At 63.0% G+C, this 14,603-nt stretch carries 9 protein-coding genes; all 9 read left to right on the top strand.

Translation table 11 applies throughout. The features are described 5' to 3' along the window. Positions 1-15 precede the first annotated feature (15 nt). The 9 genes from FPL22_RS14830 to ppk1 all read left to right on the top strand — a co-directional run bounded on the left by FPL22_RS14830 (position 16) and on the right by ppk1 (position 14,570). Positions 16-2,319 carry a hypothetical protein gene (locus FPL22_RS14830; RefSeq protein ID WP_144353766.1) on the top strand — a complete coding sequence of 768 codons (2,304 nt, stop codon included), beginning with the start codon at positions 16-18 and terminating at the stop codon, positions 2,317-2,319. A 2-nt stretch (positions 2,320-2,321) separates the two neighbouring features. Further along, positions 2,322-6,239 (top strand): LVIVD repeat-containing protein, encoded by a 3,918-nt coding sequence (locus FPL22_RS14825; protein WP_144353765.1) that lies wholly within the window; start codon positions 2,322-2,324, stop codon positions 6,237-6,239. Positions 6,240-6,331: 92 nt separating this feature from the next. Further along, the gene (gene htpG, locus FPL22_RS14820) at positions 6,332-8,185 is read left to right on the top strand and encodes a molecular chaperone HtpG (RefSeq protein WP_144353764.1); all 1,854 of its coding nucleotides are present in this window, start codon (positions 6,332-6,334) and stop codon (positions 8,183-8,185) included. Positions 8,186-8,251: 66 nt separating this feature from the next. Next, complete coding sequence (locus FPL22_RS14815; RefSeq protein ID WP_144353763.1) at positions 8,252-9,529, top strand: Hsp70 family protein; 1,278 nt, start codon at positions 8,252-8,254, stop codon at positions 9,527-9,529. Between the two features lie 44 nt (positions 9,530-9,573). Continuing rightward, a complete protein-coding gene (locus tag FPL22_RS14810; RefSeq protein ID WP_144353762.1) occupies positions 9,574-9,900 on the top strand; it encodes a hypothetical protein in 327 nt (108 codons plus the stop codon). Continuing rightward, on the top strand, positions 9,897-10,322 hold the full coding sequence (locus FPL22_RS14805; protein WP_144353761.1) for a hypothetical protein: 426 nt from the start codon (positions 9,897-9,899) through the stop codon (positions 10,320-10,322). Before FPL22_RS14810 ends, FPL22_RS14805 begins: the two co-directional genes overlap by 4 nt. Further along, on the top strand, positions 10,319-10,879 hold the full coding sequence (locus FPL22_RS14800; RefSeq protein WP_144353760.1) for an RNA polymerase sigma factor: 561 nt from the start codon (positions 10,319-10,321) through the stop codon (positions 10,877-10,879). The genes FPL22_RS14805 and FPL22_RS14800 overlap by 4 nt, the downstream gene beginning before the upstream one ends. A gap of 12 nt (positions 10,880-10,891) precedes the next feature. After that, positions 10,892-12,262, top strand: coding sequence for an NAD-dependent succinate-semialdehyde dehydrogenase (locus tag FPL22_RS14795; protein WP_144353759.1), 1,371 nt, complete (start codon positions 10,892-10,894; stop codon positions 12,260-12,262). Positions 12,263-12,350: 88 nt separating this feature from the next. Next, positions 12,351-14,570 (top strand): polyphosphate kinase 1, encoded by a 2,220-nt coding sequence (gene ppk1, locus FPL22_RS14790; RefSeq protein WP_144353758.1) that lies wholly within the window; start codon positions 12,351-12,353, stop codon positions 14,568-14,570. The last annotated feature ends 33 nt before the right edge of the window (positions 14,571-14,603 follow it).

Below are 14,603 nucleotides of genomic sequence, written 5' to 3'. Positions count from 1 at the left end.
ACATTGTTATCCGCGTTGAATGTCGGTCCTTCGCGCGCCGAGTCACCCTCACCGCCCGTCCTCGGCGAACGCGAGACGCCCACCGATACGCTCCGTCCCCACCAACGCGAAGCCCGCACGCCTGCGCCGTCAGCCCCCGAAGATACGCCGGTCGATCCCGGCGCTCGCATTCCCGAGCGACGCTCTGCCCCCGAACCCGTTTACCGCGTCGAGCGCCGGGTCGACACGTCAGCTCCCGCCGCGCCACCCGATCAATTCAATCCTGATCCCGGCGCGAGCCAGCGTCGCGCGCCCGCCGTTACCGATCCTTACTTTAAAACCAACCAGATCGACTTCGTCCTCGAAGAGAACGCCCCGGTGCCGCCTTCCCTCGCCTTGCCGCGTGCAGGCGTGGAAACCACGCGGATCACGCCGATCATCCCCGTGGCGCCAGCGGGCGACGAGCTCACACCCCTGCCCGACTCCCAAAAACTCCCGCGTGAAGGCGTCCGTGAAAACGTCTTCATCCACCAGCACTGGCATGCGCCCGCTGCGTATCCACTTTCTGAATCCGGTGTCGATCTGCCCGCGCACACGACCCCCACGCCCGACCGCTGGCGCGACGTCGGCTTCACCCCGTGGCGTCGTTACACCAGCGGCGATACCAACGAGATCCCCTACGCCAATACCGAGACGGAGTTATGGCACCCTTACCGCCAGAGCACGCTCAAGGGCGACCGCCCCGTTCACGGCCAGGATGTGTTCCTCTCCGTCACCGCCTCCGCCGAGTTCATCTTCGAAGATCGCAAGCTTACCGTGCCGAGCGGCGTCAGCGCGGCGACTCCGGGCAACTCGGATTTCTTTGGCGAGAGCCGCTCGCAGATTTTCGTCTCCAATTACGCGCTCGATTTCCTGCTCTTCAAGGGCGAGACGGTGTTCAAGCCCGTCGAATGGGCTTTCCGCGTGCGGCCCGTGTTCAACGTAAACCGCGTCGATTTCCGCGAGGCCGGCATCGTCTCGCCCAACCCCGGCGGTCCCGGTGCCGGCAATGGCGGTGCGCCCGTCGACAACTCCGGCGTTGAAGATCCTGATGACGTCGGGGGCATCATTGGCGGTGGCACCTCCAGCGGAAGCCTTGCCCGCGGCGCGACTCTGCGCACGCGCAACTACCTCGCCCTCCAGGAAGCGTTTTTCGAGCTCCACCTCGCCGACCTTTCGCCCAACTACGATTTCGTCGCGCTCAAGGTCGGCAATCAGACCTTCAACAGTGATTTTCGTGGTTTCATCTTCAACGAAACCAACCTGGGCGCCCGTATTTTTGGCAACTACGACAACAACCACTACCAGTATAATCTGGCCGTCTTCGACCTGCGCGAGAAGGACACCAACTCCGAGCTCAACACCTTCGATTCGCGCGACCAGCGCGTGCTCATTGCTAATCTTTACCGACAGGATTTTCTGACCAAGGGCTATACCGCGCAGCTCAGTTACCACGGTAACTTCGACCAGGGCGGCACGCACTACGACCGCAATGGCGCGATTGTCCGCCCCGCCCCGATTGGCTCGCCGGTTGAGCACAAGGTCCAGGCCCACTACCTCGGCTGGGCGGGCGACGGTCACGTCGGCCGTTGGAATGTTTCCCACGCCGCGTATCTCGCCGTCGGCCACGACGACTTCAACGGACTCGCCGGCCGATCGACCGACATCTTCGCGCAGATGGCCGCGCTCGAAGTCAGTTACGATCGCGACTGGATTCGCTACAAGGCCTCGGCCTTCTACGCGTCCGGTGACAACGATCCAACCGATGGTCGCGCGACCGGCTTTGACTCGATCGTCGACAACGTGAATTTCACCGGCGGCCCGTTCAGTTATTACACGCGCCAAGGTTTCAACCTCGCCGGCACTGCGGTCGGTTTGAAGCAGCGCTTCAGCCTGCTACCCAATCTCCGCACCAGCAAAACCCAGGGGCAGTCCAACTTCGTCAACCCCGGCCTGCTCGTGTTCGGCGTCGGTGCCGACATCGAAGTCACCCCCAAGGTGCGCGCTTTTTTGAGCGCCAATTACATCCGGTTCGTCACCGCCGAGCCGATCAAGACCGCGCTTCTCACCAACGACGTCGACGAGGAATTCGGAATCGATCTCGGCGTCGGCATGCAATGGCGCCCGCTGCTCACGGACAACATCATCTTCTCGCTCGGATGCGGCTTTCTCCTGCCCGGAGAAGGCTTTCGCGACATCTACCGGCGCTCGCAGCCCGTCGTGCCGGGTTTCACTACCGCCGGCCCCCAAGTGGACAACTGGCTCTATAGCGCGGTTGCCGCCGTAACCTTTACTTACTGACCATGCGCAAGGATTCCGGATTCATTTTTCGTTGGGCTTTGGCGGCCACCGCACTGTGGGGTGTTGGCCTGACTGCGCTCGTCATGTTCGCCAGCCCTGAGCCGGTCGCCCCCGCCCCGCGCCCCGCCGCCGAGGTCGTCGCCGGCCCCGCCACGTCCACGTTGCCTCCCGGCCACCCGCCTCTTCCCGGTGACGTGAAGCCGGTCAACAATATCGACCAGACCCGCGCCCAAGCCGACCTCAAGAGCGTCGGCTGCGTCAGCTGCCATCAAGGCATCGAGGACATGCACCAGTCCCCGCACGTCGTGCTCGGCTGTGTCGACTGTCACGGCGGCAACCCCACGCCCGGCCTCACCATGGCCAAGGCGCACGTCGCCCCGCGTAATCCCGATTTCTGGCAGAGCTCCGCCAACCCGTCCGACTCATCCGTGCTGCTCAACCACGAGTCGCCCGAGTTCATCCAATTCGTGAATCCCGGTGACCTCCGCGTCGCCGAGAAGTCCTGCGGCCTCTGCCACGGCGACATCGTTAAGACCAATCAGCACAGCATGATGAACCACGGCGCCATGCTCTGGGGTGCCGCGCTCTACAACAACGGCGCTTCACCCGATAAAAACTACCGCTTCGGCCAGGCTTACGGTCCCGATGGTGCGCCGCTGCGCCTCGAAAGCCCGATCCCCGTCACCGCGGAAATGACGCGCGACCAAGGCATCCTCCCTTACCTCGATGCGCTGCCCCGCTTCGCACTTGGCCAGCCGTCCAACCTGCTCCGCATTTTCGAAAAGGGCGGCGAACGCCAGGTCGAGCTCGGCAATCCCAACGCCTTCGAACCGCCGGGTCGCCCGCTGCGCCGTCTCAGCGAACGCGGTCTCGGCACGCTCAACCGCATCGATCCCGTTTACCTCAATCTCCAAAAAACGCGCCTCAACGATCCGCTCCTCGGTTTCATGGGCTCCAACAACCATCCCGGCGATTTCCGCTCCTCGGGCTGCACGTCCTGCCACGTCGTTTACGCCAACGACCGTTCGCCCACCAACTCCGGTTGGTATTCAAAATACGGACACCAAGGCCTGTCCTTCTCCGCCGATCCCATGATCTCCAAGAAGGAGAAGGGCCACCCGATCAAGCACCAGTTCACCCGCAGCATTCCCTCCAGCTCCTGCATGACGTGCCACATGCACCAGGGTAATCTCTTCGTGAATCCCTACCTCGGCTACACGTGGTGGGATCAGGAGAGCGACGGCGATCAGATGTATCCGAAGAAGCAAAAAAACCCGACCGAGAAAGAGCTCGCCGAAAGCCTGCAAAAGAATCCCGAAGCCGCCGCCGCGCGCGGTCTCTGGGGCGATCCCGAGTTCCTGGAGAAAGTCGCCGAGCTCAACCCGAAGCTCAAGGACACCCAGTTCGCCGACTACCACGGACACGGCTGGGTTTTCCGTGCCGTCTTCAAGAAAAACAAGGAGGGTGAACTGCTCACCCTCGATGACAAAAAGATCGCCCACACCGACCCCGACAAATTCGCCAAGGCTATTCACTTGAAGGACATTCACCTCGAGCGCGGCATGCAGTGCGTGGACTGCCATTTCACGACCGACGTCCATGGCAACGGCCTGCTCTACGGCGAACCGCGTGCCGCCACCGCCATCGAGTGCATCGATTGCCACGGCACCGTCGATAAGTTCCCCACGCTAAAAACCAGCGGCAACGGCGGTCGTCTCGAAAACGGCCAGGTCCTCCCCAACGACCTCGCCGCCGGCACCACGCCGTGGGGTCCGCGTTTCTACTGGCAGGGCAAAAAACTCTTCCAGCGTTCCATGATGAGCCCCGCCATCACATGGGAAGTTCCGCTGACCGCCGACACCGTCGATCCGTCATCCGAGCACTACAACGCCAAGTCCGCCTACGCGAAAACCCTCCGCAAGGACGGCAAAACGTGGGGCAATCTTCCTCCCGCCGGCGTCGATCCCGTGACCGTCCGCCCCGACGAAACTCAACGCACCAACAACGCCCTCCTCGCCCACGCCGACACGTCGATTTCCTGCCAGGTGTGCCATACGTCCTGGGCCACCAGTTGCTTCGGTTGTCACTTGCCGATGCGCGCCAACCAGATGGTTGCCGGCAACAAATTCGAGGGCACCACCACGCGCAACTACACTAGCTACAACCCGCAAGTTGTGCGTGACGACGTCTTCATGCTGGGCAAAGACGCCACCTACAAAAAGAACCGCCTCGCCGTCATTCGTTCGTCGAGCGCCGTCGTCGTCGGCTCGCAGACTGCCAACCGCGAATGGGTTTATTCGCAGCAGCAAACCGTCTCCGCCGAGGGTTACTCCGGCCAGGCGTTCAACCCGCACTTCGCCCACACCACGAGCTCCGTTGGCACCACCAAGACGTGCACCGACTGCCATCTCTCCGCGCAAAACGACAACGCCGCATGGATGACTCAGCTGCTCGGCTTCGGCACTGGCACCGTCAACTTCTTCGGGCGCTACGCCTACGTGGGCACCGGCAAGAAGGGACTCGAAGCCGTTGTCTGGACCGAGCTCGAGGAGCCGCAAGCCGCCATCGGTAGCAACCTCCACCGCCTCGCCTATCCCGATAACTTTGCCGAGCACACCAAGCGCGACGGCGTCCTCCAGACCGCTTATCATCATGGTGGTGACGAGATCCTCGATCTCACTTTGCGCGGCGAATATCTCTACACCGCCAACGGCCCCGGTGGCTTCGAGGTCTTCGACGTCGCCAACATCGACAACAAGGGCTTCTCCGAGCGCATCATCTCCACGCCCGTGTCCCCGCTCGGCCAGCGCACGTCCGTCAAGACGCGCTACGCCACCAGCGTGATCCTACCGAGCACCCTCGGCATCGATCCGCTCCGCACCCGCAACCCCGTCAACGAGGAGCAGCCAATCTCGATCACCTACGGCTACGTGTATGTGACCGACAAATATGAGGGCCTCGTCACCGTCATGGTCGGCACCTTGGTCGATGGCGACCCGACGAATAACTTCTTCAAGAAAGACGACGTCACCCGTTTCAACCCCGACGGCATTCTTGACGGAGCCACCCACGGTTATCTCGCCGGCAATTATCTCTACGTGACCTGCACCGCAGGTCTCGTGGTAGTCGATGTCTCCACGCCGTCGAAACCCAAAATCGCCGGCCGCGCCGCCGCCGGTTCGCTCAAGAATCCACGCAAGCTCGCCTTCCAGTTCCTCCACGCGTTCGTCACCGACGACGAGGGTCTCAAGGTATTCGACGTCAGCGATGCGCTCAACCCGCGCTTGATTCCCGAAGCCACCGTGCCGCTTAACAATGCCCAGGGCGTTTACGTTGCCCGCACCTACGCCTACGTGGCCAACGGCGCCCAGGGTCTCGCCATCATCGACATCAAAAACCCCGCCAAGGCCCATGTGCACCAGCACTGGAACGCCGACGGTCGCCTCAACGACACCCGCGCCGTCCAGATCGGTGCCGTCAACGCCTCGACTTTTGCCCTCGTGGCCGACGGCAAAAACGGCCTGCGCGTGATCCAGTTGATCTCCCCCGAAAACGTCCCCGGCTACCAAGGCTTCAGCCCGCCGCCCAATCCCAAGCTCATCGCGACCTACCACACGCACGGCCCCGCCGTCGCCGTGAGCCGCGGCTTGGATCGTGACCGCGTGGTCGACGAAAGCGGAAACCAGACGGTCGTCTTCGGCCGCCGCGGCAGTCGTCCGTTCACCGCCGCCGAGTTCAACGCCTTCATCCGCAAGTCCGATGGCAGCCTCTATCGCGTCGACGACCCGATCTGGCGCGACGGCAAACTCGAGACCACTTCCGGCAAGCCGCTCAACCCCACCGAGAAATTCCCCGTAAAGCCCGAGGAACCGATCAACCGCCCGCCCAACGTCCGCCTCATTCGCCGCCCCGCCGAATAAAACAATCAATCCCCCGCTTGATTTTTCGAAAAGCCCGCTAAAATAGCGGGCTTTTCCATTTCCCGCCCTCAACACTCTCCCGCCTTAAACCCATGTCCACCGCCACACCGCAAAAGTTCGAGTTCCAAGCCGAGATCAAGCAGCTCCTCGATATCGTCATCCACTCGCTTTACACCGAGAAGGAAATCTTCGTCCGCGAGCTCGTCTCCAACGCCTCCGACGCCATCGAGAAACTCCGCCACCTTCAGATCACCGAGAAGGACAACATCGCCGACGCCGACCGCGCCCTCGAGGTCAACCTGACCACCGACGACACCGCGAAAACTCTCACCATCTCTGACGCCGGTCTGGGCATGACCCGCGCCGAACTCATCGAAAACCTCGGCACCATCGCCCACTCCGGTTCCAAGGCTTTCCTCAAAGCCCTCTCCGAAGGCGGCCAAAAGAACTCCAACCTCATCGGCCAGTTCGGCGTCGGTTTCTACTCCGCCTTCATGGTCGCCAAGACCGTCAAGGTTTACTCCCGCTCCTGGAAGAAAGACGAACCCGCCCACGTCTGGACCTCCGACGGCTCCGGCAGCTACGAGGTCGAGGAAGTCTCCGACCAGGAACGCGGCACCAAGATCGTCATCGAGCTCAAGGACGACGCCCACGAGTTCGCCACCGAAGGCCGCGTGAAGGAAATTCTCGAGCGCTACAGCGCCTTCGTTTCGTTCCCCGTCAACCTGAACGGCAAACACATCAACACTGTCCAGGCCCTCTGGCTGCGTTCGAAGTCCGAGATCACCGACGAGGAATACACCGCCTTCTACAAGTTCCAGGCCCACGCCTACGACGAGCCCCGCCTCCGCCTCCACTTCTCGGCCGACGCCCCGCTCCAGATCAACGCCCTGCTCTTCGTCCCCAAGGACAACACCGAAAAGTTCGGCATGGCCCGCCTCGAGCCCGCCGTCTCCCTCTACTGCCGCAAGGTCCTCATCGACTCCAAACCCAAGGATCTCCTCCCCGAGTGGCTCCGCTTCATGAAGGGCGTCGTCGATTCCGAAGACCTCCCCCTCAACATCTCGCGCGAGACCATGCAGGACCGCGCGCTCATCGAGAAACTGAACAAGGTCATCACCAAGCGCTTCATCAAATTCCTCTCCGAAGAAGCCAAGAACCGCACCGACGCCTACAACGAATTCTACGCCGAGTTCGGCATCTTCCTCAAAGAAGGCGCCGCCCTCGATTACACCCACAAGGACGAGCTCGTTAAACTCCTCCGCTTCGAATCCTCCCTCACCGAGAAGGGCAAGACTACGTCCCTCGCCGACTACGTCACCCGCATGGGCGCCGACCAAAAGGAAATCTATTTCCTCCTCGGCCCGTCCCGCGCCGCCATCGAAGCCGGCCCGTATCTCGAAGGCTTCAAGGCCCGCAACCTCGAGGTCCTCTTCTGCTACGAGTCCGTCGACGAATACGTCATGTCGAACGTCCGCGAATTCGACGGTAAAAAGCTCATCGCCGCTGACCACGCCGACGTGAAACTCGCCGACGCTCCCAAGCCGCCCGCCGCCGAAGGCGACCTCAGCGAAGACGACGCCAAGTCCCTCGCCGAATGGCTCAAGACCACCCTCGGCGACCGGGTCGAAGAGGTGAAAGCCTCCGACCGCCTCGTCGATTCCCCCGCCCTCGCCGTCAACGCTGACAAGTTCATGTCCCCCCAGATGCGCCGCATGATGAAGGCCATGAACAAAGACGGCGCCGACGCCCCCGTGAAGGTTAACCTCGAGATCAATCCCCGCCACGCCGTCATCAAGCACCTCGCCGCCGCGAAGACCTCGTCACCCGAGAAAGCCGCCCTGATCGCCGAGCAGATCCTGGACAACAGCCTCATCAGCGCCGGCCTCTTCGAAGACCCGAGCAAGATGGTCGCCCGCCTCTACAAGCTCCTCGAAACCGTCTAAACGCCACCGCGAGATGCACCACACCAAAGCCCCGGCCCGGCGCGGCCGGGGCTTTTTTATCCTCCCATGGACACGTTTATCTACGGCATCGATTTCGGCACGAGTAACTCCGCGATCACCATCTGGAACGCCACCACGCGATCCCTCGTGCGCGACCCGCGTATCGCCGGCGTGGACGCCACGTTCATGTATTTCCCCTACACGACGAAGCGCATCGCGCCCGTCCTCGGGAACGCCGCCAAGCTCCGCTACGTCGAGGACGAGATGCGCGGCCGCTTCTTCCAGGCGATCAAGACGATCCTGCCCTATCAGACGTTCACCGAGACGGTGATCAACAACCAGACTTACACCATCGAGGATCTGGTCGCGATTTTCCTCCAAAGTCTCAAGGCCCGCGGCGATGCCGTCACGCAACAGGATGTGAAGCGCGTCATCCTCGGCCGCCCCGCCGTTTTTTCCGCTGACCCCGCCGAGGACCAGATCGCCGAGGAACGCCTCCACCGCGCCGCGCAGATCGCCGGTTTCACCGAGATCCATTTCCAATACGAGCCGATCGCCGCGGCCTTCGCCTACGAGTCCCGCATCACGAAACCCGAGCGCGTTCTCGTGGGCGACTTCGGCGGCGGCACCTCCGACTTCACCGTCGTGCAGCTCGATCCCGCGCGTCAGGGCCTCACCGATCGCATGACCGACATTCTCGCGACCGGCGGTATCCCCGTCGCCGGCAACAAATACGACGCCACCACCATGTGGCACAAAGTCACCCCGCTCTTCGGCCGCGGCGCGACCTACGACAGCTGGGGCAAACAGCTCGAAGTTCCCGATTCGCTCTACCGCACCATCTGCCAATGGGACCAGATCGTCTTCCTGCGTAACGCCAAAAAAATGGATCTCCTCTGGCGTCTGAGCGGTCTCTCCAACGACCCGCCCGCCTTCGAGCGTTTCCAAGCTCTCATCAAAGAAAACCAGGGCTTCGCCCTCTTCCAACGCATCGAAGCCGCCAAGATCGCGCTCACGACCATGGTCACCGCGCCGATCACCTTCACGCATCCGAAGATCCCGATCGACCTCCGCATCACCCGCAGCGAGTTCAACAAAAACTCCGCCGATCTCACCGCCGAAATCACGGGCTACCTCGATAAATTCCTCGCCGATGCCAACATCGCGCCCGCCGGCATCGAAACGGTTTTCCTCACCGGCGGCACGTCGTTGATCCGCAGCCTCCGCGCTGAATTCGTGACGCGTTTCGGCCAGGACAAGATCCGCGACGGCGAAGAATTCACCAGCGTCGCCGACGGCCTCGCCCTCAGCGCGCCGCTCTTCTTCCCTGAACTGCACGCGTAGGAAGATTCGCCAAGGGGTTTCGCCGTCGCCAGCGTATCACCTGCATGAAAGACCCACGCGACCCGCTCCCGTCCACGCTGCAAACGTGGAAACATGAGCCCGCACCCGACGCTGGTTTTAATGATCGCGTCTGGGCCCGCATCCGCTCCTGCGAAACCACCGCCCCGTCCATCGTCCTGCGTTTTCCCGGCGCCCTGCCCCTCGCCGCCAGTCTCGCCGTCCTCCTCGCAGCCGCCGCCGGCACCACCACCGCGTTCGCGCTCAACCGCTCTCAATCCACCGAGCGCATGGCCGCCGCCTACGCGCGCAGTATTGATCCGATCTTGATGACGGATTCCCGCGCCGTTCCACACACGCATCCGCACCCGTGAGTCCGCTCGCCCGCTACAGTCTGATCGCCGTCGCCGCGGCCGTCCTCGCTTTCGGCATCACCCACTTTGCCCTGCGCCACCCGGCCACCGCGCCCACGGAACTCGCGTGGATGCAAAAAGAGTTTCATCTCACCGCCGCGCAAACCGCCGTCATCGAAAAAATCCACACAGACTACCAGCCCGTCTGCGCCGATCACTGCGCCCGCATCATCAAAGCCCGCGAGCAACTCGCGTCCGCCGCCGATCCCGCCGCCGCCCGCGTCGAGCTCGCACGTCTCGAAGCCGTCTGCCAGCAAGCCACGCAAACCCACCTTCAACGCGTCGCCGATGTCATGTCGCCCGCCGACGCCGCGCGGTTCCTCGCCTTGGTCGGCCCCAAGCTTTCCAATCAGAACCACTCCGCTCCCCTCGGGCTCAAATGACGCCCGCCGCATCCCTGCCCACCGACGAGGCGCTCATGGCCGAGCTCGCCCGCGGCTCCGACCCCGCGCTCGATGAACTGATGCACCGCTGGCAGATCCCGCTGCGTTCGTTCCTTTATCGTTACACGCAAAACGAAGCCGACGCCCTCGATCTTTCGCAGGAAACCTTCGTCCGCATCTACCGTCACCGCGACCGTTACCGCGAAGGCGCCAAGTTCTCCACCTGGCTTTTCCAGATCGCGCTCAACCAAGCCCGCGACCACGCCCGCCACCGCCTGCGCCGCCCCACCGATTCCATGGACCGCGCGCCCGAGCTTTTCTCCGATACTCACAGCCCCGCCGCAGACCTGCTCCTCGCCGAACGCTCCGCAGCCGTCCGCACCGCCATCGCCGATCTTCCCGAGCACCTCCGCTCCGCCCTCGTCCTCTTCGAATACGAAGAGAAGTCCCACGCCGAGATCGCCGCCATCGTCAGCGCCACCCCCAAAGCCGTCGAAACCCGCCTCGCCCGCGCCCGCGAACTTCTCCGCAAAAAACTGGTCCGCTGGATGAGCTAACCCGCGCGACCTATGCCCCTCGTCTCCATCAATCCCGCCACCGGCCGCATCCTGAAGCGCCACCGCGAGCACACCGCCAAAGACATCGAAGCCGCGCTCGCCGCCACCCACCAAGCCTTTCTCGGCTGGCGCGAACTCGCCCTTGCCGACCGCGCCCGCCACCTCAACGCCCTCGGCGCCGCCTTGCGCAAACAAGCCGAACCGCTCGCTCAACTCATCACCGCCGAGATGGGTAAAACCCTCACCGACGCCCGTCTCGAAATAGAAAAATGCGCCGCCGGTTGCGAATTCTACGCCACGCACGCCGCCCGTTTCCTCAAACCCCAACGCACCCTCGGCGCCCCCAAAAATACCCAAGTCGTCTTCGAGCCTCTCGGCGTCATCCTCGCCATCATGCCGTGGAACTACCCGTTCTGGCAGCTCTTCCGCGCCGCCGCCCCCGCCCTGATGGCCGGCAACACCGTCCTCCTCAAACACGCCTCCAACACCACCGGCTGCGCCCTCGCGATCGAGCACCTCTTCCGCGACGCCCGCGTTCCCGCCAACCTCCTTCGCACCGTCGCCGTATCCTCCAAAGCGATACCCGCACTCATCAAAGACCCGCGCGTCCGCGGCGTCACCCTCACCGGCAGCACCGGCGCAGGTCGCAAAGTCGGCGCCCTCGCCGGCGCCGCACTCAAGCCGTGCGTCTTCGAACTCGGCGGCAGCGATCCCTACATCATCCTCGCCGACGCCGACCTCGACCTCGCCGCCGAGATTTGCGCCAAGGCCCGCCTCACCAACAGCGGACAAAGCTGCGTCGCCGCCAAACGGTTCATCGTCGTCGAGAGCGTCCGCGCCGCCTTTGAGCAAAAGTTCACCGCCCGCATGGCCGCCCGCCGCATGGGCGACCCCACGACCGCCGCCACCGATTTTGGCCCGCTCGCCCGCCTCGACTTGCGCGATGACCTTCACGCCCAGGTCCAAAAAAGCGTGAAGCGCGGCGCCCGCCTCCTGCTCGGCGGCACGATTCAACCCAAAGGCAAAGGTGCCTTTTATCCCGCCACCGTCCTGACCGATGTCCGGCCCGGCATGCCCGCCTATGACGAAGAGCTCTTCGGTCCCGTCGCCTCAATCATCGCCGCCAAGGACGAAGCCGACGCCCTCCGTATCGCCAACGACTCCGATTTCGGCCTCGGTGCCGCCGTTTTCACCCGCAACCGCCGCCACGGTCGCACCCTCGCCATCGAACGCATCGAAGCCGGCATGGTGTTCGTGAACGAGCAGGTCCGCTCCGACGCCTCGCTTCCCTTCGGCGGAATCAAAGACTCCGGCTACGGTCGCGAGCTCAGCACTTTCGGCATCCGCGAATTCGTAAATATCAAAACCATCTGGGTTTCCTAAGCCTCACGGATTACGTTACATTCCGGCGACGAGGCATTAAAAACTGGTTTCAACGGGGGCGGTCTTTAAGTTGGTCCGTCTTTTCCCGATGGCCACGAAGCGCAAAACGATCCGCACCCAGTCCAAGCCCGCCGCCGTTACTTCCGTTAAGCCGGTCGCGACCCCGCCCGCCGACGATCGCGTCATCATTCCAAAAAAACGCGCCCGCACGGTCACTCCTACGGCCAAACCCGCCAAGTCCGCCTATTTTAACCGCGAGCTCAGCTGGCTCGCATTCAACCGTCGCGTCCTCGAGCAGGCGCAGAACGAAAAAAATCCGCTGCTGGAGCGCGTCAAGTTCCTCGCCATCGTCTGCTCCAACCTCGACGAATTTTTCGAGATTCGCGTCGCCGGCATCATCCAGCAGGTCGAGAGCGGCGTGACCGAGCCCAGCGTGGACGGCCTCGGTCCCAAGGAGTCCCTCCGTCGCATCCACTCGGTCGTGGCTTCGCTTGTCGAAGACCAATACGAATGCTGGAGCACGCAGCTCATGCCCGCACTCGCCGAGGAGGGCATCGTTTTCAAAACCGCCGCCGAGCTCACTCCGGCCGAGCTCAACTGGGTCACCGCCTATTTCCACGAGCAGGTTTTCCCCGTGCTCACGCCGCTCGCGCTGGACCAGTCCCATCCGTTCCCGCAGCTCGGCAACAAGACGCTCAACGTCATCGTCTCCCTCGATAATCCGGTCACGCCCGAGATCGAGCAACTCGCCGCCATCCTCCCCGTTCCTCGCATCCTGCCGCGTCTCGTGCCCATCGATCCGGCCGGCAGCGGTCCGCAGCGTTTCGTTTTCCTATCCGAGATCATCAAACTCTGCGCCGGTGAATTTTTCCCCGGTTACAGCGTAACCGGCGCTCACGCCTTCCGCGTCACACGCAACAGCGATCTCTACATCGACGACGAAGAAGCCGAAAATCTCCTCAAGAAAATCGAGGACGAGTTGCGCAATCTCCGTCGCGGCGCCGCCGTGCGTCTCGAAATCGAGGAGGGCGTCAACGACGCCATTTTCACCACGTTGTGCGACCACCTGGATCTTTCGCACGAATACGTTTTCCGCCTCAACGGCCCGATCAATCTCCTGCGTCTGATGAGCCTCGCCGACGTCGAGCGCCCCGACCTGAAGTATCCGCCGTTCACCCCCGTCAACGTTTCCCCGCTGCGCGAGCCCGCCAAGATTTTCGAGACGTTGCGCGCGCAGGATGTGTTGCTCCACCATCCCTACGATTCCTTCCAACCGGTCGTTGATTTCGTCGAGCAGGCCGCTCGCGATCCGCAGGTGTTTGCCATCAAGCAGACGCTCTACCGCACCAGCGGCGACTCGCCCATCGTCCGCGCCCTCATCGAGGCATCCAAGAACGGCAAACAGGTCACCGCGCTCGTCGAGCTCAAGGCCCGTTTCGACGAGGCCAACAACATCCAATGGGCCAAACAGCTCGAGGAAGCCGGCGTCCACGTCGTCTACGGCCTCGTCGGCCACAAGACCCATTGCAAATGCTCCCTCGTCGTCCGTCGCGAGGGCAAGTTACTCCGCCGTTACGCCCACCTCGGCACGGGCAACTACAACCCGAAGACCGCCAAGCTCTACACGGACCTGAGCTATTTCACCGGCCGCGAGGAGCTCACCTCCGACGCCGCCAACCTGTTCAACACGCTCACCGGTTTCAGCCGCGAGCCCGTGTTCGAGCATTTGCTGGTCGCACCTTACAATCTCCACCGCCGTATTCAGGAATTGATACAGCGCGAAGCGGACAACGCCGCTGCCGGCCGTCCCGCTCGGATCATCGCCAAGATGAACTCGCTGGTCGACAAGGACACCATCGACCACCTCTACGCCGCCTCCCGTGCCGGCGTGAAGATCGACATCATCGTGCGCGGCGTCTGCTGCCTCGTCCCCGGAGTGAAGGGCCTCAGCGAAAACATCCGTGTGCGCAGCATCGTCAGCCGTTACCTCGAACACGCCCGCGCGTTTTATTTCGAGAACTCCGGCGGAGATGAACCGCTGGTCCTCGCCGGCAGCGCCGACTGGATGCCCCGCAATTTTTTCCGCCGTATCGAGGTCGTTTACCCCGTGCGCGATCCCGCGCTCCGCAAGTGGATCACAGACGAAATGTTCGCGATGGAATTACAGGATAACGAAAACGCCCGCGAGCTCCACGCCAACGGCGGCTACCTCCCCGTCCCCCGCGCCGCCGGGGCGCCGTCGTTCTCCGCGCAGAGCTACTTCATCGCGGCCGCCACCGAACGCGCCCGCGCCGCGGCCAGCGCCTGATCCGGCAGCATTACGGACTCGCTTGCGCTTTCT

Source organism: Rariglobus hedericola (assembly GCF_007559335.1).
GTDB classification, from domain to species: domain Bacteria; phylum Verrucomicrobiota; class Verrucomicrobiia; order Opitutales; family Opitutaceae; genus Rariglobus; species Rariglobus hedericola.
Note: the sequence above shows the minus strand (reverse complement) of the source record. Positions and strands in the feature narration are given on the sequence as shown.

What these genes read in the sequence shown, in the direction of transcription:
- ppk1 (WP_144353758.1), top strand. Translation starts at nt 12,351, where the DNA reads ATGGCCACGAAGCGCAAAACGATCCGCACCCAGTCCAAGCCCGCCGCC.
- FPL22_RS14825 (WP_144353765.1), top strand. Translation starts at nt 2,322, where the DNA reads ATGCGCAAGGATTCCGGATTCATTTTTCGTTGGGCTTTGGCGGCCACC.
- htpG (WP_144353764.1), top strand. Translation starts at nt 6,332, where the DNA reads ATGTCCACCGCCACACCGCAAAAGTTCGAGTTCCAAGCCGAGATCAAG.
- FPL22_RS14795 (WP_144353759.1), top strand. Translation starts at nt 10,892, where the DNA reads ATGCCCCTCGTCTCCATCAATCCCGCCACCGGCCGCATCCTGAAGCGC.
- FPL22_RS14800 (WP_144353760.1), top strand. Translation starts at nt 10,319, where the DNA reads ATGACGCCCGCCGCATCCCTGCCCACCGACGAGGCGCTCATGGCCGAG.
- FPL22_RS14810 (WP_144353762.1), top strand. Translation starts at nt 9,574, where the DNA reads ATGAAAGACCCACGCGACCCGCTCCCGTCCACGCTGCAAACGTGGAAA.
- FPL22_RS14815 (WP_144353763.1), top strand. Translation starts at nt 8,252, where the DNA reads ATGGACACGTTTATCTACGGCATCGATTTCGGCACGAGTAACTCCGCG.